General features: G+C 59.5%; 16 protein-coding genes. 11 read left to right on the top strand and 5 right to left on the bottom strand.

Features of this window, described 5'->3' with window-relative positions:
• Window positions 1-79: 79 nt before the first annotated feature.
• On the bottom strand, window positions 80-892 hold the full coding sequence (gene xthA, locus ACP7B0_RS04030; protein WP_426139613.1) for an exodeoxyribonuclease III: 813 nt from the start codon (window positions 890-892) through the stop codon (window positions 80-82).
• Window positions 893-1,107: 215 nt separating this feature from the next.
• On the opposite strand from xthA, the gene ACP7B0_RS04025 reads away from it, so the two are divergent.
• The 3 genes from ACP7B0_RS04025 (at window position 1,108) to ACP7B0_RS04015 (ending at window position 7,245) form a co-directional block, all read left to right on the top strand.
• Window positions 1,108-1,758, top strand: a complete 651-nt coding sequence (locus ACP7B0_RS04025) for a GNAT family N-acetyltransferase (protein ID WP_426139612.1) — start codon at window positions 1,108-1,110, stop codon at window positions 1,756-1,758.
• Between the two features lie 67 nt (window positions 1,759-1,825).
• Window positions 1,826-3,559, top strand: a complete 1,734-nt coding sequence (locus tag ACP7B0_RS04020; RefSeq protein ID WP_426139611.1) for an autotransporter assembly complex protein TamA — start codon at window positions 1,826-1,828, stop codon at window positions 3,557-3,559.
• 5 nt (window positions 3,560-3,564) lie between these two features.
• Window positions 3,565-7,245 (top strand): translocation/assembly module TamB domain-containing protein, encoded by a 3,681-nt coding sequence (locus tag ACP7B0_RS04015; protein ID WP_426140064.1) that lies wholly within the window; start codon window positions 3,565-3,567, stop codon window positions 7,243-7,245.
• Window positions 7,246-7,365: 120 nt separating this feature from the next.
• On the opposite strand, the gene ACP7B0_RS04010 is transcribed toward ACP7B0_RS04015, so the two are convergent.
• Entirely contained in the window at window positions 7,366-8,361 is a 996-nt protein-coding gene (locus ACP7B0_RS04010) for an aldo/keto reductase (protein WP_426139610.1), read from the bottom strand.
• A gap of 122 nt (window positions 8,362-8,483) precedes the next feature.
• On the opposite strand from ACP7B0_RS04010, the gene ACP7B0_RS04005 reads away from it, so the two are divergent.
• The 7 genes from ACP7B0_RS04005 to ACP7B0_RS03975 all read left to right on the top strand — a co-directional run bounded on the left by ACP7B0_RS04005 (window position 8,484) and on the right by ACP7B0_RS03975 (window position 20,351).
• Complete coding sequence (locus ACP7B0_RS04005; RefSeq protein WP_426139609.1) at window positions 8,484-9,401, top strand: LysR family transcriptional regulator; 918 nt, start codon at window positions 8,484-8,486, stop codon at window positions 9,399-9,401.
• Between the two features lie 90 nt (window positions 9,402-9,491).
• Window positions 9,492-9,992, top strand: a complete 501-nt coding sequence (gene tpx, locus ACP7B0_RS04000; RefSeq protein WP_426139608.1) for a thiol peroxidase — start codon at window positions 9,492-9,494, stop codon at window positions 9,990-9,992.
• 173 nt (window positions 9,993-10,165) lie between these two features.
• The gene (locus ACP7B0_RS03995) at window positions 10,166-11,473 is read left to right on the top strand and encodes an MdtA/MuxA family multidrug efflux RND transporter periplasmic adaptor subunit (protein ID WP_426139607.1); all 1,308 of its coding nucleotides are present in this window, start codon (window positions 10,166-10,168) and stop codon (window positions 11,471-11,473) included.
• A complete protein-coding gene (locus ACP7B0_RS03990; protein ID WP_426139606.1) occupies window positions 11,470-14,565 on the top strand; it encodes an MdtB/MuxB family multidrug efflux RND transporter permease subunit in 3,096 nt (1,031 codons plus the stop codon). The genes ACP7B0_RS03995 and ACP7B0_RS03990 overlap by 4 nt, the downstream gene beginning before the upstream one ends.
• 94 nt (window positions 14,566-14,659) lie before the next feature.
• The gene (locus tag ACP7B0_RS03985; protein WP_426139605.1) at window positions 14,660-17,767 is read left to right on the top strand and encodes an efflux RND transporter permease subunit; all 3,108 of its coding nucleotides are present in this window, start codon (window positions 14,660-14,662) and stop codon (window positions 17,765-17,767) included.
• On the top strand, window positions 17,764-19,245 hold the full coding sequence (locus tag ACP7B0_RS03980) for an efflux transporter outer membrane subunit (protein WP_426139604.1): 1,482 nt from the start codon (window positions 17,764-17,766) through the stop codon (window positions 19,243-19,245). The genes ACP7B0_RS03985 and ACP7B0_RS03980 overlap by 4 nt, the downstream gene beginning before the upstream one ends.
• A 359-nt stretch (window positions 19,246-19,604) precedes the next feature.
• Window positions 19,605-20,351 carry an SDR family oxidoreductase gene (locus tag ACP7B0_RS03975; RefSeq protein ID WP_426139603.1) on the top strand — a complete coding sequence of 249 codons (747 nt, stop codon included), beginning with the start codon at window positions 19,605-19,607 and terminating at the stop codon, window positions 20,349-20,351.
• An 8-nt stretch (window positions 20,352-20,359) separates the two neighbouring features.
• Here ACP7B0_RS03975 and mapR read toward each other — a convergent pair whose 3' ends face one another.
• The 3 genes from mapR to ACP7B0_RS03960 all read right to left on the bottom strand — a co-directional run bounded on the left by mapR (window position 20,360) and on the right by ACP7B0_RS03960 (window position 23,680).
• Entirely contained in the window at window positions 20,360-21,790 is a 1,431-nt protein-coding gene (mapR, locus tag ACP7B0_RS03970) for a GntR family transcriptional regulator MpaR (RefSeq protein ID WP_426139602.1), read from the bottom strand.
• 44 nt (window positions 21,791-21,834) lie between these two features.
• A complete protein-coding gene (ccoG, locus tag ACP7B0_RS03965) occupies window positions 21,835-23,247 on the bottom strand; it encodes a cytochrome c oxidase accessory protein CcoG (RefSeq protein ID WP_426139601.1) in 1,413 nt (470 codons plus the stop codon).
• Window positions 23,248-23,431: 184 nt separating this feature from the next.
• The gene (locus ACP7B0_RS03960) at window positions 23,432-23,680 is read right to left on the bottom strand and encodes a DUF3203 family protein (RefSeq protein ID WP_426139600.1); all 249 of its coding nucleotides are present in this window, start codon (window positions 23,678-23,680) and stop codon (window positions 23,432-23,434) included.
• Between the two features lie 198 nt (window positions 23,681-23,878).
• Here ACP7B0_RS03960 and ACP7B0_RS03955 point away from each other — a divergent pair, with 198 nt between their 5' ends.
• Entirely contained in the window at window positions 23,879-24,412 is a 534-nt protein-coding gene (locus ACP7B0_RS03955; RefSeq protein WP_426139599.1) for an MgtC/SapB family protein, read from the top strand.
• Window positions 24,413-24,464 lie beyond the last annotated feature (52 nt).

Raw genomic sequence — 24,464 nt, 5'->3', positions numbered from 1 at the left:
TGACAGGGCGGTCACATCCAGTTATTGCTGCAAGACATCCTGGCCGGTTGCAGCAACCGGCCAGATTGGATGGATTCAATCAGACCAGTTCGAGCCAGATCGGCGCATGATCGGAAGGTTTTTCCATGCCGCGAAGCTCGTAATCCACACCGGCGGCCTTGATTCGGGGTTGCAGACCACGGGAAGCCATGATCAGGTCGATGCGCAGGCCGCGCTTGGGTTCGTCCTCGAATCCCCGGCTGCGGTAATCGAACCAGCTGAACTGATCGATCACTTCCGGGTACAGATGCCGGAAGCTGTCCACCAGACCCCAGGCCTTGAGGCGTTCCATCCACTCACGCTCCTCGGGCAAAAAGCTGCATTTGCCGGTTTTGAGCCAGCGTTTGGCGTTGTCCGGGCCGATGCCGATGTCGCTATCCTGGGGTGAAATATTGACGTCACCCATGACCACCAGTGGCTGCTCGTTGCTGAACCGCGTTTCAAGCAGGGTCTGCAGGTCGTTGTAAAAGCGCTGTTTGGCCGGAAACTTGGTGGGGTGGTCACGGCTTTCGCCTTGTGGGAAGTAGCCATTCATGATGGTCACCGGTTGGCCATCGTTATCGGCGTAAGTCCCCCAGATGAAGCGCTTTTGCGATTCTTCATCATCGGTGTCAAAACCCTTGTGCAAGGCCAGGGGCATTTTGCGCGACAGCAGCGCCACGCCGTAGTGGCCTTTTTGCCCGTGGAAGTGCACGTGATAACCCAGTGCCTCAATGTCCGCCTGGGGGAATTGCTCGTCAGAGACTTTGGTTTCCTGCAGGCCGATCACGTCCGGCTGATGCTTTTCGATCAGCGCCGCCAGCTGATGAGGTCGGGCGCGCAGACCGTTGATGTTGAACGAAACGATTTTCATGTGGCGGCAGTCCTGACAGAAACAAAAAGCGATGCTAGCCCACCTGTCGGTTCTCGGCCAGTCTGCTGTCCGACACCGCCTCTTGGCAGTCGACTGCTACGCTCAAGCCTGCACGCGAAGGTTTATCGCAACTTTCGGCCAAGGCCAACACTCGAAGCCTTTGCATCACGAGAACGCTGCCGTTCGAGCAGCTGCGTCAATGCGAGGTTTATTTCATGCCTGAATCGTCTGCCATCGTGGCCGAAGTCCGCCAACTCGACAGCGGTTACTCCCGGGAAACCCGCTCGCTGTTGTATCAGGCGTATCGCCATGAGCCGAGCTTCGCGTATTTGTTCAACTCGCAACGCGCCGGGTTCGATCAGCGGGTGAGGGCGACGATTCGCGAACTGGTCAAACAGCACTTCCTGCAGGAGCTTCCCGCACTGGGCCTGTTTATAGAAGATCGACTGGTGGGCGCCGCGCTGATCGCCCCGCCGCAGCGCCGATTGGGTATTACCGAAAGCTGGGCCTGGCGCCTGCGCATGGTGCTGAGTACGGGGTTCAACTGCACCAAGCGTTACCTGGAGTACTACAACGCAGTCATGGCGTGCGTGCCTTCCGAGTCCGTGCATATGCTGCCGCTGCTGGGCATCCACCCCGAGTTTCAAGGTAAACACCTGGGCGAACAATTGTTGCAGGCGTTGCACGACTGGTGCGCAGTGGATGAAAACTCACAAGGCATCGTCGTGGATACGGGGAATCCTCGATACCTTGAGTTCTATAAGCGACTGGGATACGAGGAAATCGGTGAAGTGGCTGTAGGGCCTATCCGAGAGCACGTGTTTTTCCACCCAAATCCGCAGGCTTCCCTGAGATCCATGGCGTAAAGGTATGAAATTTCTGCCTTTCGGTGTGTTTTAGTGGCACCTGCCGCACGTGTTAGCATTCGCGCCTATGAAGTCTTTTGTAAACATTACCAGCGGCTTATTGCTCGTTTTCTCAAGCGCTCTGGCTGCCGCCGCTGCGCAACTCGATGTGAGAATCTCGCCAGCCAACTCTGAACTCAAAGCCAATATCGAAGGCTATGTGGGCAGCCCCGGCGAGCGCGATCAGGACAGCCTGGAACATTTCAGCATCGGTGCTCAAGAGCAGGCGCAACGAGCCTCCCAGGCGCTGGGCTATTACCAGGCTCGCATCGACAGCGAAGTGGTCAAGGGCACTGATGGCACCTTGCGCCTGGTCATCAATGTGCAGGCTGGCGAGCCGATCCACTTGCGCAATGTCACGGTGCGAATTGACGGCCCGGCTGCTTCCCTGAAGGCTTTTCGCATTCCCAAAAGCGATGCTCTGAAAAGTGGGGCAGTGCTCAATCACGGCCATTATGAGGACGCCAAGCGCCTGATCCTGAATCGGGCCTCGCGCTACGGTTTTTTCTCCGGTCGTTTTACCGAACAGCGCCTGTCGGTGGATCCTGCGGCCGGCGTGGCGGACATCGATCTGGTCTACGACAGCGGTCCTCGTTATACGCTGGGCAAGGTCAGCTTCAGTGGCGATGCGCCCTTTGATGATGACCTGTTGAGGCGCATGGTGCCCTTCAAGGAAGGAACGCCCTACGATTCGGAGCTGATCGCCGAGCTCAACCAATCAATGCAGGCCAGTGGTTACTTCGAAGGGGTGCGGGTTGACGCTGCGCCCACTGCGGCTGTGGGGCAGAGCATCCCGGTGACGGTCTCGCTGGACACCCGCAAGCCTCGCACCATGGGGCTTGGCCTGGGATATTCCACGGATGTGGGGCCGCGGGGTAAAGCCAACTGGACGCGTCACTGGGTCAACCCTCAAGGACACAGCTACGGCATCGAGTCAGAACTCTCGGCCCCTCGGCAAAACGTGGGCCTCTGGTACGACATTCCTCTGGATCCGCCCCTGACCGACAAGTTGCGCTACGCCGGCGGCTATCAATACGAAGAGATCGCCGGTACCGACAGTTTGAGCAAGCTGCTCACGGTGGGTCCCGAATGGCACAGCAAGCTGCCCAGCGGTTGGGAGCGGGTTATCTCATTGAAATGGCAGCGCGAGGAGTATCGCCTGGGGGATGACACTGGCCTGAGCACCTTGTTGATGCCGGGTATCAGCTATTCGTTTCTGCGCAGCGACAATCCTATCGACCCCCATAACGGCTATCGCCTGCAATTTGATGCTCAGGTCGCCAAGGAAGGGCTGATGTCGGATTCCAATCTGTTGCATGGCAATGTCCTGCTCAAAGGCCTGACAACGCTGGGGCAGAACCATCGTCTTCTGGGGCGCGTGCAATTTGGCGGCAATGCCACCAATGGCTACAAGTCGATTCCGCCTTCCTTGCGCTTTTTCGCCGGTGGCGATCAAAGCGTGCGTGGTTACGATTACCAGACATTGTCTCCGGAAAACTCTGACGGCGATCGGATCGGTGGGCGCTACATGGTGGCGGGCAGCGTGGAGTATCAGTATTCGATTGCCGAAAAATGGCGGGTGGCGACCTTCGTCGACCAGGGTAACTCGTTCAATAACCTGGAACTGCCGAGCCTCAAGACGGGTGTTGGCATTGGCGTGCGCTGGGTGTCGCCAGTCGGGCCGTTGCGACTGGATCTGGCCCATGCGCTGGATGACGACGGTGGCATACGCCTGCATTTCTCCATGGGGCCGGAACTGTGAAAACCCTGACCTGGCAGCGCTCGCTGAAGATAATCGGCCTGAGCGTCATTACCCTGTTGCTGTTGATCGTTGCAGGGCTGTGGCTGGTGCTCGGCACTCAATCGGGCAGCCGTTGGGTCGTGCAGCAAGTGCCGGGCCTTCAGGTAGACAATTTCAACGGCACGCTGGGTGGCCGCTGGACGGCCGACACACTGCTTTGGCAGCAGACCGGGACCACCGTCGAGCTCGACAGTCCGGTGTTTGCGTGGTCCCCCGGCTGCCTGCTCAAAATGACCCTGTGCATTGACGAGTTGCAGGCGGATCAGGTTCGCCTGCAACTGGCGCCCGGCGCCGATGAAGGGAGTGAAGGGGCGATCACCTTGCCTGACCTTGATCTGCCGCTGGCCATTCGTCTGGGTGACGTGCGGATCGGCAGCCTGCAACTGGATGGCACAGAGGAACTGCATGAGCTGAAATTGGCCGCTCATTGGACCCGGGACGGACTGCGCATCGATAACGCCCACCTGCAACGCGATGATCTGGTGCTGGACCTGGCCGGTTTGCTCAAGCCCTCGGGCGATTGGCCGTTGACCGCCAGCGGTCTTCTGAAGCTGCCTGACCAGGACGAAAAGGTCTGGATACTAAACCTGGATGTACAAGGGGATTTGCTCAAAACCCTGAAACTTCAGGGCATCAGCAGCGGCTATCTGCAAGCTCAGCTCACGGGCGAGCTGCAACCTCTGGCTGAAAACCTGCCGGCGCAACTGAAAATCACCGCCGATGCGTTCAGGGCCAGCGCTGCGCTGCCGGCTACTTTGCAGCTCAATCAACTGGTCCTGGACGCCCAGGGCGATCTCAAAGACGGCTATCGGTTGACCGGCAATGCCAGTCTGCCAGCCGAAAAAGGGCCGGTCGCCCTGGCGCTCAAAGGTCGAGTGGACGCGAAAGGGGCCGATATCGATGCCCTGGACTTGAGCGCCGACGCGCAACAGCGTCTGAATGTGAGCGGCACATTGAACTGGGAACAAGGTCTGCGTGCCGATGCAAAAATCGATTGGCTGGATTTTCCCTGGCATCGGCTCTATCCCGAGGTTGCTGAACCGCAGGTCACATTGCGCAAGTTCAACGGTGAAGTGTCCTACACCGACGGTAAGTACCTGGGTCATTTCGGCTCTGAACTGGACGGCCCTGCAGGCGTGTTTACGTTGAGCAGCCCGTTGAGTGGTGACCTCACTCAGGTCTTTTTACCGCAACTGGAGCTGGACGCGGGGCAGGGCAAGGCACGCGGCCATCTGAATCTGCAGTTCGCCGATGGCATTGGCTGGGACACAGCGCTGGACCTGAGTGCGATCGATCCCGCCTATTGGCTGGCACAGATGCCCGGCACCCTGGCCGGTCCGCTGCGTAGCAAGGGGCAATTCAAGAATGAGCAACTGAGCCTGAACGCGGACCTCGATCTCAAGGGGCGTTTGCGGGGGCAACCGGCGTTGTTACAGGCCAAGGCGGAAGGTAACGGTGATAAATGGACGGTCAGTGCCCTGAACGTTCAGTTAGGGGCTAACCGTATACAGGGCAAAGGCAGTTTGCAGCAGCAACTGTTGGGTCAGTTGGAACTCAACCTGCCACGTCTTGGTCAGCTTTGGCCGGGTCTGCAAGGACAAGTCAAGGGCCGTCTGGATCTGGCTGGAACCTTACACGCTCCCCAGGGAGCGTTGACGCTGCAAGGTGCACAACTGACATTTGAGGATAATCGTCTGCAAAGTCTGGTGTTGAGCGCAAAACTCGATGCCGCCCAGCGGGCCGTCATTGACCTCAAAGGCAGCGGCATTCAGGCGGGCGATACTCAATTGGGCACGCTGGTCGTGGGGGCTCAGGGCGATATCAAGCGTCAGCAGTTGAACATCGACTTGCAGGGCCCGTTGCTCAAGCTTGCCCTGGCGCTGGACGGCAATCTTGACCAGGGCAGCTGGCGGGGTCGGCTGGCCAGTGGCACGGTGCAGAGCGGCGGTCAGAACTGGCGGTTGCAACAGCCTGCCAAGCTGGAAAGGCTGGCTGATGGCAAAGTCAATTTTGGTGCGCACTGTTGGCTTTCCGGGCCTGCCAGTCTATGCGGGGAAGAGCAGCGCCTGATGCCGGAACCGCGTCTGCGCTACCACCTGAAAAATTTCCCCCTCGACAGCCTCGCTCAATGGCTGCCCAAGGATTTTGCCTGGAAAGGTTCGCTCAACGCCGACGTGCAGCTTGATGTGCCTGCGTCGGGGCCCAATGGCCAGATTACCGTCAATGCCAGCGGCGGCACGCTGCGCATCCGGGACAAGAACCAGTGGCTGGATTTTCCCTATGAAAGTCTGGTACTCAACAGCACGCTGACACCAAAACTCATCGACAGTCGCCTGGACTTTCGTGGCGGGAAGCTCGGCACGCTGCTGCTGAACGCAAAGATTGATCCCCTGGCCCAGACCAAGACATTGAGTGGTGATTTCAACCTCAGCGGTCTGGACGTTTCCATTGCACGGCCGTTCCTGCCTGGGGTGCAGAAGCTCACTGGGCGGCTTAACGGCAGTGGGCGGCTGTCGGGCGGGCTGTTGGCGCCTCAGGTCAACGGCAGCGTGACCCTCAGTGGTGGCGAAATTTCCGGCCCGGAGCTGCCTATCAGCCTGGAGGCGTTGCAGATCAAGGCATTGATTGCCGGGGAAAGCATTCAGCTGGAGGGTGGCTGGAAAAGCGGAGCATCGGGTCAAGGCAGCCTGAACGGTCAAGTCAGCTGGGGACCGACGCTGGTGGTGGACTTGAATGTGAAAGGTGCTCGCCTGCCAATCATCGTCGAACCCTATGCAACGCTGGAAGCGGCCCCTGATCTGAAAATTTCCATGCAGGGTGATCGGCTCGGGATCTCCGGAAAAGTCCTGATCCCCAAGGGTGTGATTACCGTTCGTGAACTCCCGCCGTCCACCGTCAAGGTGTCCGGCGATACGGTGATTGTGGGGCATCAGACCGAACAGGGCGCACCACCCATGGCAATTGCCATGGACATCGATGTTCAGGTGGGGCAGGAGAAGCTGAGCTTCACCGGTTTTGGACTCACCGCCGATCTGGTCGGCCGGGTGCATATTGGCGATAACCTCGATACCCGGGGCGAATTGAATCTGAATAACGGTCGTTACCGAGCCTATGGCCAGAGATTGACGATCCGCAGGGCGCGGATTCTGTTTGCAGGTCCCGTGGATCAACCCTATCTGGACGTTGAAGCCATTCGAACGACCGATGACGTGGTGGCTGGCATTCGCCTGTCCGGCAGTGCCGAACAGCCCACCACAACCGTGTTCTCCGAGCCCGCGATGAGTCAGGAGCAGGCGCTTTCCTACCTGGTGCTGGGCAGGCCGCTGAACAATACAGGCGAAGACAGCAATATGGTGGCCCAAGCGGCTCTGGCCCTGGGGCTCGCCGGCAGCGAATCCACCACCGGCAAGTTGGCGCGTAATCTGGGGATCGAAGATTTCACACTGGACACCGAGGGCAGCGGCGACCGCACCAATGTGGTCGCCAGCGGCAAGATCACCGAAAAATTGAGCTTGCGCTATGGCGTAGGTGTTTTTGAATCGGCCAATACCATCGCGTTCCGCTACATGCTCAGTAAACGGGTGTATCTGGAGGCTGCCAGCGGCATCGCCAGTTCGCTGGATATCTTCTATAAGCGGGATTTTTGATGTAAACGCAGTTGATCCAGTTGGAGCGGCGCTTGCCCGCAAAGGCGTTGGTCCGGCTGATAGCACGCTCAGCCGGGACGCTATCGTGGGTAAGCGCGTTCTTGCAGTCCCCTTTGAGTGTTAGCCATTCACCAGTTTCAACGAAGCGTCGCTGTAACGCTGCCCGGCAATCGCGTCGACCGGGAACAGGTCTTTCAATGCCTTGAGTTCCCTGGCGCTGAGTTTGATGTCCAACGCGGCGACGTTTTCCTCAAGGTACTTGCGCTGTTTGGTTCCGGGGATGGGAACGATGTCGTCTCCCTGGGCCAGTACCCAGGCCAACGCTAACTGCCCGGCAGTGACGCCTTTCTCGGCGGCAAGTCGCTGCACGTTTTCGACCAGCAGCAGGTTTTTGGCGAAATTGTCACCCATGAAACGCGGGGCGCTGCGTCGGTAATCATCAGCCGCGAAGTCATCCGGACTTTGCAACGTGCCGGTGAGAAATCCACGACCCAGCGGGCTATAAGGCACAAAGCCAATGCCCAGGCGGCGGCAGGCCTCAAGGCTGCCGTTCTCCTCGGGTTCGCGGCTCCACAAGGAATATTCAGTTTGCAGGGCCGTGATGGGGTGGACTTTATGGGCGCGCTCCAGTGTCTCTGCTGACGCCTCGCTTAAACCCAGATAGCGAACTTTACCGGCCTTGACCAATTCCGCCATGGCGCCCACTGATTCCTCAACGGGTATCCGAGGGTCGATCCGGTGTTGGTAGTAAAGGTCCAGGGTGTCTATTTTCAGCCGTTTGAGGGTGCCCTCAATGGCGCTGCGAATGTATTCAGGACTGCCATTGAGGCCGCGAGCGGCGGGATCGTTGGCATCGCGCACAAAACCGAACTTGCTGGCCAGAAACACTTGGTCGCGCTTGCCTTGCAACGCTTCGCCCAGCAGCTCTTCATTGGTGTGGGGTCCGTACATGTCGGCGGTGTCGAGCAGCGTGACGCCCAACTCCAGAGCACGATGCAACGTCGCGATGGATTCTTTGCGGTCGCTGCCGGTGGTGTAGAAGTCAGTCATGCCCATGCAGCCAAGACCTACAGCGCTAACGTGCGGGCCGTTGCGGCCCAGTTGACGGGTTTGCATGATGGATTCCTGTCGGATGAAAGAGGCCAACAGTTTTACTCCTCGACAGAATGGGGATAAACCCGCTAAAAATGCTTTCACTGTTCAAAAAATCTAAACAATCTCGGTTCGGGGGCGTCGCGATGGATCGATTCAACGCCATGCGGGTGTTCGCTCGGATTGTCGAGTTGGGCGGTTTTGCCAGGGCCGCCGAAAGCCTGCACATGCCGAGGGCCTCGGTGACGATCCTGATCAAGCAACTGGAAGCGCATCTGGGTGTGCAGTTGTTGCAGCGCACCACCCGGCAGGTCAGCCCGACGCTGGACGGTCAGGCGTACTACCGGCGCTGTGTGAGCTTGCTGGCCGATCTGGATGATGTGGAAGCCGTGTTTTCGTCGGCCAGCATTGCGCCTACGGGCGTGTTGCGCATTGATATCCCCGTGGGGTTCGGGCGGATGATTGTGATACCTGCCTTGCCCGAGTTCAGTGCCCGCTACCCATTGATCGAGCTGGAAATCGGCATGAGTGATCGGCCGGTTGACCTGATTCGGGAGGGCGTGGATTGCGTACTGCGTGCCGGACCGCCCCACGATGACTCACTGGTGGCGCGTCCCCTGACCTCCATGACTCAAGTAACCTGCGCCAGCCGTGGCTACCTCGATCAGTACGGCATTCCGAAAACCCTGGCGGATCTGCCGCAGCACAAGGTGATCGAGTATTTCTCTGCCAGTTTTAACAAGCGTTATGGCCTGGAATTCATGATTGACGGGCAAATCAAGGACTTCAATTTGCCCAAGGCAATGTCGATCAACAGTGCCGATGGCTACCTGGCTGCCTGCGAAGCGGGGTACGGTCTGGTTCAGACGCCGTATTACCATATTGCCGAGCAACTGCGCAGCGGGGCGCTGCTGGAAGTACTGGAAACCTATCGTCCACCGGCCATGGCATTGCACGCGCTTTACCCACCGCATCGGCAGATGTCGCGACGTGTCAGGGTCTTTATCGATTGGTTGGTGGAGCTGTGCGCGCGCGAGGCGTTGCAGGAAAAACTCAATGGTTGAATCAAATTCAGCCGCATCCTGTGTAGGTGGCCGGACACTTTCGTGGTTAACTTCCGGCTCTTCCCAAACCCTGGAATAAGGACTCAGTTCATGGCTCAAGTGACGCGTAGAGGCAACCCTGTCCAAATCAATGGTGAACTGCCGGCAGTGGGCAGCGCTGCTCCGGCATTCACGTTGGTCGGTGGTGACCTGGCCGACGTGACCCTGGCTGACTTTGCCGGCAAGCGCAAAGTGCTGAACATTTTCCCAAGTGTTGATACCCCGACCTGTGCGACGTCCGTGCGCAAGTTCAATGCCCAGGCCAACGGCCTGACGAACACCGTGGTGTTGTGCATCTCGGCAGACTTGCCCTTCGCCCAGGCGCGATTCTGCGGTGCAGAAGGTCTGGACAACGTAAAGAACCTCTCCACCCTGCGCGGTGGCGAGTTCATGAAGCACTACGGTGTTGAAATCGCCGATGGCCCCATGAAGGGCCTGACGACTCGCGCCGTGGTAGTGCTTGATGAAAACGACAACGTTCTGCACAGCGAGCTGGTCTCGGAAATCGGTCACGAACCTGATTACGACGCTGCGCTGTCCGTATTGAAGTAACACCCGGCAACACTTCGACGGCCTGAGCCTGCTCAGGCCGTTTCTATTTATGCTTCAGGTGTTTAACAGAAGTAACGCCAAGGTAAATTGCCGGTAAAGGCGCTTTGCTTACAGTTCGTCTGTGCTTATTGTTCACCTCCTGAAGAAGCCCCATCCGCAATGGTTGATTATTCATGCAATTGTCTGGCTCCCGTAGTTCCCGTCGCTGGCTGATCAGTCTGCTTGTTCTGTTGATTATCATCGGTCTGTGCTGGTGGTTCTGGCCGTCTTCCGGGACCGGGACGGACGCAGGCAAACACGCGGGTGGCTCAAGGCCGGCAAGCGCCTTGAAGGCGAGCCCGACGCGCCCAGGGTTTGGTGGCTCCACGGGACCTGTGCCCGTGCGCGTAGCGCCTGCGGTGTTGGGGGATTTCCCGATCTATTACAAGGCGCTGGGTACGGTCACGGCGATGAACACCATCAATGTGCGCAGTCGGGTCGCGGGGGAACTGGTCAAACTCAACTTCCGGGAAGGCCAGATGGTCAAGGCCGGGGACTTGCTGGCCGAGATCGATCCGCGCAGTTACCAGATTGCGTTGCAACAGGCCGAAGGTACGTTGGCGACCAACCAGGCCTTGCTGAAAAATGCTCAGATCGACGTGCAGCGTTATCGCGGGCTTTATGCCGAGGACAGCATCGCCAAGCAGACGCTGGATACCGCCGAGTCTCTGGTCAATCAGTATCAGGGCACCATCAAGACCAACCAGGCCGCCGTGGGCGATGCCCGACTCAATCTGGACTTCACGCGGATTCGCGCGCCGATTGCGGGCCGCACCGGTCTCAAACAGCTGGACGTCGGCAACCTCGTGGCCGCCAATGACACCACCGCTCTGGTGGTTATCACCCAGACCAAGCCCATCACTGTCAATTTCACGCTGCCGGAGCAAGACCTTTCATCGGTCATTGCGCGGTACCGCAGCGGCGACAAACTGCCCGTCGAAGCCTGGGATCGCGGCGATGTGAAGCTGCAGGCCACCGGTGTGCTGGCCAGTCTGGATAACCAGATTGACGTGGCCACCGGCACCTTGAAGTTCAAGGCGCAGTTCGAGAATCAGGATGAAGTGCTGTTCCCCAATCAGTTCGTCAACGTTCGCCTGCGCGCAGACACCCTGAATCAGGCAGTGCTCGTGCCAACGGCTGCGGTTCAGTTCGGAACCAATGGCACGTTTGTCTATGTCATGGACGGTGACAAGAAAGTCAGCATTCGCCAGCTCAAGACCGGTCCGAGCGATGAACAGTCAACGGTGGTCACTGAAGGTCTGGCTGCGGGGGATCGTGTGGTGCTTGAAGGGACTGATCGGCTGCGCGACGGCAGCCAAGTGGAAATCGTCAATGACAGCAAGGATGTGCCGAGCACGCCAGGCCAGCAGTTACAAGGCAAGCCCGCCAAGGCATCGGGTGAATCGGCTGCGGCCGACAAGGCGGAAAAAGGCGACGCATGAACATCTCACGGCTGTTCATCCTGCGTCCGGTAGCCACCACGCTCAGCATGCTGGCCCTGGTGCTGGCGGGTTTGATTGCTTACACGTTGCTCCCGGTGTCGGCCTTGCCGCAGGTGGACTATCCGACCATTCGCGTCATGACCTTGTACCCGGGCGCGAGCCCGCAAGTAATGACCAGCGCCGTGACCGCGCCTCTGGAACGTCAGTTCGGACAGATGCCGGGCCTGACGCAGATGGCGTCCACCAGTTCGGGCGGCGCTTCGGTCATCACGTTGCGCTTCAGTCTCGACATCAATATGGATGTCGCCGAGCAGGAAGTGCAGGCGGCAATCAACGCGGCCACTAACCTGCTGCCGACCGATTTGCCCGCACCGCCGGTGTACAACAAGGTTAACCCGGCCGATACGCCGGTACTGACGCTGGCGATCACCTCCAAGACCATGCTGCTGCCCAAGCTCAACGATCTGGTCGATACGCGCATGGCGCAGAAAATCGCGCAGATCAGCGGTGTCGGTATGGTCAGCATTGCCGGCGGCCAGCGCCAGGCGGTCCGCATCAAGGTCGATCCGGATGCCTTGGCGGCAGCGGGCTTGAACCTGTCTGATGTGCGAACCCTGGTGGGGGCTTCCAACGTCAACCAGCCCAAGGGCAACTTCGATGGCCCGACCCGGGTATCGATGCTCGACGCCAATGACCAGCTCAAATCCCCCGAAGAATACGCCAACCTGATCCTTGCCTATAAAGACGGCGGCGCGTTGCGTTTGAAGGATGTGGCGCAAATTGTCGATGGCGCGGAAAACGAACGTCTGGCGGCCTGGGCCAATGAAAACCAGGCGGTGCTGGTTAATATCCAGCGTCAGCCCGGTGCCAACGTGATTGACGTCGTGGACCGCATCAAGGCTTTGCTCCCCAGCATCACGGACAACCTCCCGGCAGGGCTGGACGTTGTGGTCCTGACCGACCGCACGCAAACCATCCGTGCCTCGGTGAAGGACGTCCAGCATGAACTGTTGATCGCTATCGTGCTGGTTGTGCTGGTGACGTTCCTGTTCCTGCGCCGGTTCAGCGCCACCATCATTCCATCGATTGCCGTGCCGCTGTCCCTGGTGGGGACGTTCGGCGTGATGTATCTGGCCGGTTTTTCGGTCAACAACCTGACGTTGATGGCCATGACCATCGCCACCGGGTTTGTGGTCGATGACGCCATCGTCATGCTGGAGAACATTTCCCGGCATATCGAAGAGGGCGAGTCGCCCCTGCAGGCGGCGCTCAAGGGCGCCAGGCAGATCGGTTTCACGCTGGTTTCCCTGACCATCTCGCTGATTGCGGTGCTGATCCCGCTGCTGTTCATGGCCGACGTCGTAGGGCGGTTGTTCCGCGAGTTCGCCATTACCCTGGCCGTGGCGATCCTGATCTCCCTGGTCGTGTCCCTGACCCTGACGCCCATGATGTGCGCCCGCTTGCTCAAGCCCGAACCCAAACCGGAAGAGCAAGGCCGTTTTTATCGCGCCAGCGGTGCCTGGCTGGACTGGTTGATTGAAGCCTACGGACGTCAGTTGCGCTGGGTGCTCAAGCATCAGCCCCTGACCCTGCTGGTCGCCATCGCGACCCTGGGCCTGACGGTGTTTCTGTATCTGGTCGTGCCCAAAGGGTTTTTCCCGGTGCAGGACACCGGGGTGATTCAGGGGATTTCCGAAGCCCCGCAGTCGATCTCGTTTGCGGCCATGAGTGAGCGTCAGCAGTCGCTGGCAAAAATCATTCTGCAAGACCCGGCGGTGGTCAGTCTGTCTTCGTATATCGGCGTGGATGGCGATAACACCACGCTGAACAGCGGACGGTTTCTGATCAACCTCAAGCCCCACAATCAGCGGGATCTGGACGCTACGCAGATCATCCAGCGCTTGCAGCCGCAACTGGACAAGCTGTCCGGGATTCGGCTGTTCATGCAGCCGGTCCAGGATCTGACCATCGAAGATCGTGTCAGCCGCACTCAATATCAGTTCAGTATGTCGTCGCCGGATGCCGAAATGCTTGCCCTGTGGAGCGACAAGCTGGTCACGGCATTGAGCAAACGCCCGGAGCTGACAGATGTTGCCAGTGACCTGCAAGATAAAGGCTTGCAGGTCTATCTGCTCATTGATCGCGATGCCGCCACCCGGGTTGGCGTAACGGTGGCCAATATCACGGACGCGCTGTATGACGCATTCGGGCAGCGGCAGATTTCGACGATTTATACCCAGGCCAGCCAGTACCGGGTTGTTCTGCAGGCGGACTCCGGGAGCGAGCTGGGGCCGCAGGCGCTGGAGCAGATTCACGTCAAGACCACCGACGGCACGCAGGTCAAACTGTCGAGTCTGGCGCGCGTCGAACAGCGTCAGGCGCAGTTGGCGATTACCCACCTGGGGCAGTTTCCGGCGGTGATGATGTCATTCAATCTGGCCCCCGGCGTGGCGCTGGGGGCCGCCGTGGACCTCATCGAAAAAACCGAGCAGGACATCGGTATGCCCACCGGCGTGCAGACCGAGTTCCAGGGCGCCGCCCAGGCATTCCAGGCTTCGTTGTCCAGCACGCTGCTGCTGGTCCTCGCTGCCGTGGTCACGATGTATATCGTGCTGGGCGTGTTGTATGAGAGCTACATCCATCCGATCACGATTCTTTCCACCTTGCCTTCGGCAGCGGTGGGGGCGCTGTTGGCATTGCTGATCAGCGGTAATGATCTGGGCATGATCGCCATCATCGGCATCATCCTCTTGATCGGGATCGTCAAGAAAAACGCCATCATGATGATCGACTTTGCCCTGGATGCAGAAAGGAACCGCGGGGTAGACCCGGAAACGGCGATCTACGAAGCGGCGCTGCTGCGCTTCCGGCCGATCCTGATGACCACCATGGCGGCCCTGTTCGGTGCGGTGCCGCTGATGCTGGCCACGGGCTCCGGCGCTGAATTGCGTCAGCCGCTGGGTCTGGTGATGGTCGGCGGGTTGATGCTCAGTCAGGTGCTGACTTTGTTCACGACTCCCGTGATCTACCTTTACTTCGATCGCATGGGGCGAAGGTTCCGCCGTTCGGAGAAGGTCGAGGTGCAGGCATGATCGTCAGCCCCATGCTGCATGCCTCAAGCTGCAAGCGCACCGCGCGCCCGTCGGATTCGCGTAGCGTATGGCTTGCGGTCTGGAGCCTGGCGTCATGAATCTTTCCGGCCCCTTCATCCGCAGGCCCGTGGCGACCATGCTGCTGAGTCTGGCGATCATGTTGCTGGGCGGTGTCAGCTTCGGCCTCTTGCCGGTGGCGCCGCTGCCCAACATGGATTTCCCGGTGATTGTGGTGTCGGCCAACCTGCCGGGCGCCAGCCCTGAGATCATGGCGTCCAGCGTGGCAACACCTCTGGAACGTTCACTGGGGGCCATCGCTGGCGTCAACACCATGAGCAGCCGGTCCAGCCAGGGCTCGACACGGGTGATCCTGCAGTTTGATCTGGACCGGGACATCAATGGCGCGGCACGTGAAGTGCAAGCGGCAATCAATGCGTCACGCAATCTGCTGCCCAGCGGTATGCGCAGTATGCCGACCTACAAGAAGGTCAACCCGTCCCAGGCTCCGATCATGGTGTTGGCGCTGACCTCCGATGTACTGGAAAAAGGCCAGCTCTACGACCTGGCGAGCACCATTCTGTCCCAAAGCCTGTCCCAGGTTCCCGGTGTGGGTGAGGTGCAGATTGGTGGCAGTTCGCTGCCCGCCGTGCGCGTCGAGCTTGAGCCGCAGTTGCTCAATCAATACGGCGTTTCCCTGGATGAAGTACGCACGACCATCACGGGTGCCAACGTGCGCCGGCCCAAAGGTTCGGTTGAAACCGCCGACACCAACTGGCAGGTCCAGGCCAATGACCAACTGGAAAAAGCCAAGGATTATGAGCCACTGATCATTCGCTATCAGGATGGCGCCGCGCTGCGGCTCAAGGACGTGGCCACGGTCAACGATGCCGTGGAAGACCGCTACAACAGTGGCTATTTCAACGACCAGGCCGCCGTGCTGCTGGTGATCAACCGGCAAGCCGGGGCGAATATCATCGAAACCGTTGCGCAGATCCGGGCGCAGTTACCGGCACTGGAAGCGGTGATGCCCGCCAGCGTCAAACTCGACGTGGCGCTGGACCGTTCGCCGGTCATCAAGGCAACGCTTCACGAAGCCGAAATGACGTTGCTGATTGCCGTGGTGCTGGTGATTCTTGTGGTGTTCCTGTTTCTGGGTAATTTCCGCGCATCGCTTATCCCGACCCTGGCTGTCCCGGTTTCCCTGGTCGGTACCTTTGCGATCATGTACCTCTGCGGGTTTTCCCTGAATAACCTGTCGCTGATGGCGCTGATTCTTGCCACCGGGCTGGTGGTGGATGACGCCATCGTCGTTCTGGAAAACATCTCCCGCCACATCGACAAGGGCGTCGCGCCCATGCAGGCGGCTTTTCTGGGCGCCAGGGAAGTGGGCTTCACGCTGCTGTCCATGAACGTTTCCCTGGTGGCGGTGTTTATTTCGATCCTGTTCATGGGCGGTCTGGTGGAGAGCCTTTTTCGTGAGTTCTCCATCACGCTGTCGGTCTCGATCATTGTCTCGCTGGTGGTATCGCTGACCCTGACCCCGATGCTCTGTGCCCGCTGGCTCAAGCCCCATGTGCCGGGTGAAGAGAATGCGTTGCAGCGCTGGAGCCAGCGCATCAACGATCGGATGGTCGATGGCTATGACCGGAGTCTGGGCTGGGTTTTGCGTCATCGCGGTCTGACGCTGCTCAGCCTGTTGGTCACCATCGGCGTGAACATTGCGCTGTACGTGGTGGTCCCCAAGACCTTTCTGCCCACCCAGGATACCGGGCAATTGGTGGGCTTCGTGCGGGGCGACGACGGCCTGTCGTTCTCCGTCATGCAACCCAAGATGGACGCGTTTCGTCGCGCGATCATGGCCGACCCGGCCGTGGACACCGTGGCCGGTTTTATCGGCGGCAACAACGGCACCAACAATGCGTTCATCATCGTTCGCCTGAAAGACATCCGGGAACGCAAGCTATCGGCAGAGCAGGTCGTCGAGCGCTTGCGCAAGGAAATGCCCAAGGTGCCGGGCGGGCGGGTGTTCCTGATGCCTGACCAGGATCTGCAACTGGGCGGCGGTCGCGAACAGACGACATCGCAATATCAATACATCCTGCAAAGTGGTGACCTGGGCAGCCTGCGGCTGTGGTACCCGAAAGTCGTCGCTGCGCTCAAATCCTTGCCGGAGCTGACCGCCATCGATGCCCGGGAAGGGCGTGGTGCCCAGCAAGTGACGTTGAAGGTCGATCGCGACACGGCCAAGCGGCTGGGCATCGACATGAATATGGTCACGGCTGTGCTCAATAACGCCTACAGCCAGCGTCAGGTTTCCACCATCTATGACAGCCTCAACCAGTATCAGGTGGTGATGGAGGTCAATCCCAAATACGCCCAGGACCCGGTCACCCTGGAACAGGTCAAGGTGATTACCGCTGATGGTCAGCGAGTCCCGTTGTCGACCATTGCGCACTATGAACGCAGCCTGGCGGACGACCGCGTATCCCATGAAGGGCAGTTTGCCTCGGACAGTGTGTCGTTCGACCTGGCAGAAGGGGTGAGCCTCGATCAGGCAACCACGGCCATTGAGCGTGCGGTGGCAGCGGTGGGCTTGCCGTCTGACGTGATTGCGAAAATGGCCGGTACGGCGGACGCCTTCGCTGCAACCCAGAAGAGCCAGCCGTGGATGATTCTCGGGGCATTGCTGGCGGTTTATCTGGTATTGGGCATCCTCTACGAAAGCTACATCCACCCGTTGACGATCCTTTCCACGTTACCGTCGGCAGGGGTCGGCGCCTTGCTCAGTATCTATGTGCTGGGTGAACAGTTCAGCCTGATTTCCCTGCTGGGCCTGTTCCTGCTGATCGGGGTGGTTAAAAAGAACGCGATCCTGATGATCGACCTGGCGCTGCAACTGGAGCGTCATAACGGGATGACGCCGCTGGAGTCGATTCGCAGTGCCTGCCTGCAGCGTTTAAGGCCGATCCTGATGACGACGCTGGCGGCCATTCTCGGTGCCGTACCGTTATTGCTGAGCAGCGCCGAAGGCTCGGAAATGCGTCGCCCACTGGGCTTGACCATTATTGGCGGGCTGATTTTCAGCCAGGTCCTGACGCTTTACACCACCCCGGTGGTTTACCTTTATCTCGACCGTCTGCGCCACCGCTTCAACAAGTGGCGCGGCGTGCGTACTGATGCAGCTTTGGAAACTCCGCTATGACCGACCGCCCGACGATCACCCCCTTGAAACAATGGCCTGCGCGACGTTCAACGCGTGGCTTGGGCCTGGGGCTGTGTGTTCTGCTCCTGAGTGCCTGCGCGGTCGGGCCGGATTATCACAAACCCGACATGGCCGCCCCGGCGCAGTTCAAGGCTGCGCAAGGGTGGCGGCAGGCCACGCCCAGCGACTCCATGGCTCGCGGTGCCTGGTGGGAGTTGTATGGAGATGCGCAACTCAACGCTTTGGTGGAAAAACTCAACAGCTCCAACCAGACCGTCGCCCAGTATGAGGCCCAATACCGTCAGGCCAAGGCGCTGGTTCGCAGCTCAAAAGGCGCTTTCTTCCCGTCCCTGGACTTGACCACCAGTAAAACCCGCTCCAGCCAGGGCACCGGCAGCAGCAGTTCGAGCCTGAGCAGTTCCAGCAGCGGGATTCGTGACACCTATAATGCGCAACTGGGCGTGAGCTGGGAGGCGGATATCTGGGGCAAGCTGCGGCGCGGCCTGGAAGCGGACACGGCCAGCGCTCAGGCAAGCCTCGCGGACCTGGCGGCCATGCAACTGAGCCTGCAATCGGAGCTGGTGCAGAACTACTTGCAACTGCGCGTCATCGACGAGCAAAAGCGTTTACTCGAAGCCACGGTGGACGCCTACCAGCGTTCATTGACCCTGACGCAGAATCAGTATCGCGCAGGGATTTCCGGGCGTGACGCGGTGGCTCAGGCGCAAACCCAACTGAAAAGCACCCAGGCCGATCTGATCGATTTGATGTGGCAACGTGCTCAGTATGAAAACGCCATTGCTGTGCTCATGGGCCAGGCACCGGCGGATTTCAGTCTGGCCGCCACCTCGTCGATTCCGACACTGCCCGCCATACCCGTGGGTTTGCCCTCCCAACTGCTTGAACGCCGTCCCGACATCGCTGCCGCCGAACGCTCGGTCATGTCCGCTAACGCCAATATTGGCGTTGCCAAGGCCGCGTATTACCCGGATCTGACCTTGAGCCTGAGCGGCGGTTACAGCAGCAGCACCTTCGGCAACTGGATCAGCCTGCCGAACCGCTTCTGGTCCGTGGGGCCTCAATTGGCGATGACGCTGTTCGATGGCGGTCAGCGCTCGGCGGAAGTCGACCGCACTGAAGCGGTTTACGACCAGACAGTGGCGCAGTACCGGCAAACCGTGCTCAACGGGTTTCAGGAAGTGGAAAACTATATGGTCCAGCTCAAGGTGTACGAGGAGGAGGCGGGCGTGCGCGCCGAGGCACTGGCGGCGGCCCGCGAATCGTTACGGCTGACCAGCAATCAGTACAAGGCGGGCTTGATCGGTTATCTGGACGTGGTCAACGTCCAGACCACCGCCCTGAGCAATGAACGCAGCGTCTTGACCCTGTTGCAAAGTCGCCTGATCGCCAGCGTTCAGTTGATCGCTGCCCTGGGTGGCGGCTGGGACGCTCCACGGGACTTGAAGCTGGAAGACTGACATAAAAACGGCGTCAATTTACGTCGGCTAGGCCCGCTGAGAACCTTATGAATCAGGGCTTGGCGGCACTTCGCGTGCTTCTGCCCGAAGGCACGCATAAACGAGTGGCTATACGCCATATTCTCCAGAGTCATCGCGACTTTTCGTCTAGACTGCGTAGAATCCTTGGGCTCTGAAGGGGCATGGATATCCCTCAACCGATTGCTGGCCCACGCGCCTGGAATCGACTGGGGTGCTGTCCGTGATCTGGAGCACCACAGCGTTGATCCCTGAGAGGATCATGGCTTGGGATTCCCTGTCTGGCTCACGGCAGGCAGTAAGCCATAACCATCGGGTCATAGACACGTTACGAGACGATAATGGAAAAAGTTCTGCTCATCACTGGAGGCTCTCGAGGTATCGGGGCCGCCACCGCTTTGCTTGCCGCGACTCAGGGTTATCGCATCTGCATCAATTACCTTTCCGATCACGTGGCGGCCGAGCGGATATGCGGGCAGGTCAGGGAGTTAGGGGCGCACGCGATATCGGTTCAGGCTGATGTCAGTAATGAAGACGAAATCATTCGACTGTTCAGTCGTATCGACGCTGACCTGGGACGCATTACTCATCTGGTCAACAATGCGGCAACGGTCGCTCATAGTTGCCGGCTTGAGGCGATGTCCGAGTTTCGGCTGCTGAAAATGATGATGAGCAACGTGGTCGGGCCGATGTTGTGCACCAAACACGCGTTGCTGCGCATGTCTCCGCGCCATGGCGGCAAGGGTGGCAGCATCGTCAATGTCTCGTCGGTCGCTTCGCGCCTGGGTTCGCCAGGGGAATACGTGGACTACGCGGCGTCAAAAGGCGCGCTGGACACCTTTACCATTGGTTTGGCAAAGGAAGTGGCGGGTGAGGGGATTAGGGTCAATGCGGTGCGGCCGGGTTATATCTTCACCGACTTCCACGCCCTGAGCGGCGACCCGTTTCGCGTCAGCAAGCTGGAGCCGGACATCCCCATGGGGCGAGGCGGGGTTGCAGAAGAGGTCGCCGAGGCGATTGTCTGGCTGCTGTCCAAAAAAGCCTCGTACGCCACCGGAACTTTCATCGACGTGGGCGGCGGACGCTGATCCATGGCTCAGTGGCCGAGCATGGAACGAATGATTCTACCCAGGGTTTCCATGGCTTTCTCCGCGGCTTCGGTCCACGGGCTGCCGTAGTTCAGGCGGATGCAGTGAGCAAAGCGTCGTGCGGGGGAAAAGATCGGCCCCGGGGCAATGCTGATGCCCTGGGCCAGAGCGACCCGAAAGACGTGCAGCGAATCCACTGACTCGGGCAGCTCCAGCCAGAGAAAATAACCGCCCGCTGGCTGGCTGACCCGGGTTTGTGCCGGGAAATAGCGACTGACCGCAGCCAGCATGGCCCGTTGCTGATCTTCCAGGGCATAGCGCAACTTGCGCAGGTGACGATCATAGCCGCCGTGCTGAAGATAGTCGGCAATGGCCGCTTGCACCGGCATCGAGGCACACAGGGACGTCATCAACTTGAGCCTTTCGATTTTCTGCGCGTAGCGTCCCGCCGCCACCCAGCCGATTCTGTAGCCCGGTGCCAGGCTTTTGGCAAACGACCCGCAATGCATGACCAGCCCGTCGGTGTCGAACGCCTTGGCCGGTTTCGGGGCATGGGGCCCGAAATACAGCTCGGCATAGACGTCATCTTCAATCAGCGGCACCTGATGTTTACGCAGCAGCTCCACCAGTTCACGCTTGCGCGCCTCCGGTACCAGCGCCCCCGTGGGGTTCTGGAAACTGGTCATGCACCAACAGGCTTTGATCGGATAGCGTTCCAGCGTCTGCGCCAGAATACCCAGGTCAATGCCGTCGCGAGGATGGACCGGAATTTCCACGGCCTTGAGTTTCAGGCGTTCCAGCACTTGCAGGCAGGCATAAAACGCTGGCGCCTCAATGGCCACCAGATCCCCAGGCTCGGTCACGGCTTGCAGGCACAGGTTCAGGGCCTCAAGGGCGCCATTGGTGATGAGTAATTCTTCCATGGGCAGCATCAATCCGCCGACCATGTAGCGCAGGGCGATTTGCCGCCGCAGTTGCGGATGCCCCGGCGACATGTCAGTCACCACCATGCGTGGGTCCATGTCGCGGCTGGCGCTGGCCAGGGAGCGGGACAGGCGTTGCAGGGGAAACAGCATCGGGCTCGGGAATGCCGAGCCAAACGGCACGGTGTTCGGGTCCTTGATGGAGTCGAGCACCGAAAACACCAGTTCGCTGACATCCACCTCCGTGGACTCACTGACGTGGGCGCTTACCTGGGGTTCGCTGAAGGCCTGGGCGGGCTGAACGAGCGCGCCGGGATTGACGAAATAACCCGAACGCGGGCGGGCGCGAATCATCCCCCGGCGCTCCAGCAGGTAATAAGCCTGAAACACCGTGGAAGGGCTGATGCCATGGGCCTGGCTGGCGTAGCGCACCGAAGGCACCCGCTGACCGGGCGCGAGCACGCCGCTGCGAATCAATTCGGCGATATCGTCGGCGTACTTCTCGTAGCGCTTCATGGTGTCTCGCGGGCTGGGAGGCGTGCAAAGCATACGCTACTCGGTCAACGGTTCAGAGGGGCAACGAAGCGGCTGTTCGCCAGGCTGCGTACTTCAGGTTGGTCCTGATCCACCACCTGAAAGGCAATGGTCTGGGAGCTGCTGCTCGGGCGCTCGGCGAGCATGGCAACGGACACTGGCAGATCGACGATTTCCCCGGCAGCCAGCGTGAGGTCGGTTTTGCCGTGCAGCTCGAAGCCGGGACTGTCCGCCAGACCTAGCCGGTAATGCTGGGTCTGCTGGGTCTTGTTGATGATCTTCAGGCTGTAGATGTTTTCGATCTGCCCCAGGGCGTTTTCCCGAAACAGGCCACGATCCTTGCTGACATCCAACGAAACCATGGGACGCTGCACCAGTGCCCACGTCATGGCGCCGATCATGATGACCAGAACCGCGCAATAACCTGCCAGACGTGGGCGAAGCAACCGGGTTTTGCCACCTTCCAGTGTGCGCTCGGAGGCGTAACGCACCAGACCTCGGGCGTAGCCCATTTTGTCCATGATCGAATCGCACGCGTCGATGCAGGCTGCGCAGCCGATGCATTCCATTTGCAAACCCTCACGGATGTCGATGCCGGTAGGGCAGACCTGTACGCAGAGCTGACAGTCGATGCAGTCGCCCAAGCCGAGGGCTGCGGGGTTGTCTTCACGTTTGCGCGGGCCACGGTTTTCGCCCCGTGCCCGGTCATAGGCGACGGTCAAGGTGTCCTTGTCGAACATCACGCTCTGGAAACGGGCGTAAGGGCACATGTGCAAACAGACCGCTTCGCGCAGCCAGCCAGCATTGATGTAGGTCGCGGCGGTGAAGAACAGGACCCAGAACAGGCTGACGCCACCCAGTTCCAGGGTCACCAGCTCATGGGCCAAGGGGCGAATGGGGGTGAAGTACCCGACAAACGTCAGCCCGGTCAGCACGCTGATCAACAGCCACAGCGTATGTTTGGCCGAACGGCGCAGCAGTTTGTCAAAGCCCCATGGCGCGGCGTGCAGCTTGATGCGCTGATTGCGCTCGCCTTCGGTGATCTTTTCACACCACATGAAGATCCACGTCCACGAACTCTGCGGGCAGGTGTAGCCGCACCAGACGCGTCCGGCAAACACGGTGATGGCAAACAGACCGAACGCACAAATGATCAGCAACGCAGACAGCAGGATGAAATCCTGCGGCCAGAAGGTCGCGCCGAAAATATGGAATTTGCTTTGCGCCAGATCCCACAACACGGCCTGACGATCGCCCCAGTCCAGCCAGGCGGTTCCAAAAAAGAGCACAAAAAGCAGGCCCGTACCACTCAAGCGCAACGAGCGAAACAGGCCCGTGAAACTGCGCGTGTGGATCAGGCCGTCGCCGGGTTTGGGGTGGGCCCTGGAACGGGCTGCTGCAACAGGCTCGATAACGTGTACGGGAATTCTCTCGCTCATGCCAAGTGCTCATCTACCGCTAATCAGGTGACGAGACTATGGGCGCTGATCTGTACTCAAAACAGATTCAGGTTGGCGAATTAAAACCGTATCAGAAGGGTTTTTGACCCGTGGCTGAAGGGGTTTCAACAAAGCGGCAGTTGAGTGACCCAGGTCAACGCGTCAACTGCCTGACTGTGTTGAATCAAACGACGGTCAACGGATCCTTGTCGTCCCGGTCCACGGTATGGTGACGCAGGTCCTTGGCCATACGAATGGTCAAGACATCGGCTTCAGCTTCGGTAATCGGCACTTTGACGCCGTCGATTTCCGCTTCCGACATATGGGTTGTATCGTTGGTGGTGATCGCGATATCAACGACACGGCTGGTATGGCGTACGCCGTCGATTTCGGCAGTGCAGTGTTCCTGGGTGCTATCAAATTCCAGTGGCATGATGAACTCCTGTCAGATTTGGCCTTCAAGAGTTACGACAACTGACCCGCCCCAACGTTCTGTGCGATGTGCCAGCACTCATGGGCGGCAAGGGTGCCAATGGGCTGGGCGAGCCGTTATCTCCAGAACCGTGAAAACCCGTTTTTCTGCCGTGCGTTCGCGCGGCGTCATGTTCACCCGACAATTGCAGGAGCTTTAATGGATCATCCGTGGTGGCACGAAGTAGGCGTCACGCTAAAGCAAGAGTTCTCTGACATCACCGATGCATCGCAACTGACCCAGGTCACCGTCCGGCTGGTGATTGCGGCGTTGCTGGGCGGGGTTCTGGGCTATGAACGTGAGCTCAAGGGCAAGGCGGCCGGGGTGCGCACCCACATGCTGGTGGCGATGGGGGCCGCGTTATTTGTACTGGCACCGCGCCTGGCGGGTGCTGATGATGCAGCCATGAGTCGAGTGATTCAGGGCATTGTGGCGGGGATCGGTTTCCTCGGTGCGGGCACGATTCTTAAAGGTCGTGAGCAAAGTGCCGGGCAGGTCAAAGGCCTGACCACTGCCGCTGGCCTTTGGATGACCGCGGCTATCGGCATCGCCGCGGGCATGGGGCGAGAGTCGACTGCCGTGCTGAGTACGCTGTTAGCCTGGGTCATCCTGAACCTGGTCCCGGCGATTGTGTCCAGAATGGACCCGCCGGAGGAAAACCCAGACAAGGACGACGGCTCGGAAAAGCCCTGATCCCCAGGACGTTCTCTGTGACCTTGCACGGGATGGCACATCATCGAGAGCG

This window comes from Pseudomonas sp. DWP3-1-2 (assembly GCF_049896285.1).
GTDB lineage: Bacteria > Pseudomonadota > Gammaproteobacteria > Pseudomonadales > Pseudomonadaceae > Aquipseudomonas.
Note: the sequence above shows the minus strand (reverse complement) of the source record. Positions and strands in the feature narration are given on the sequence as shown.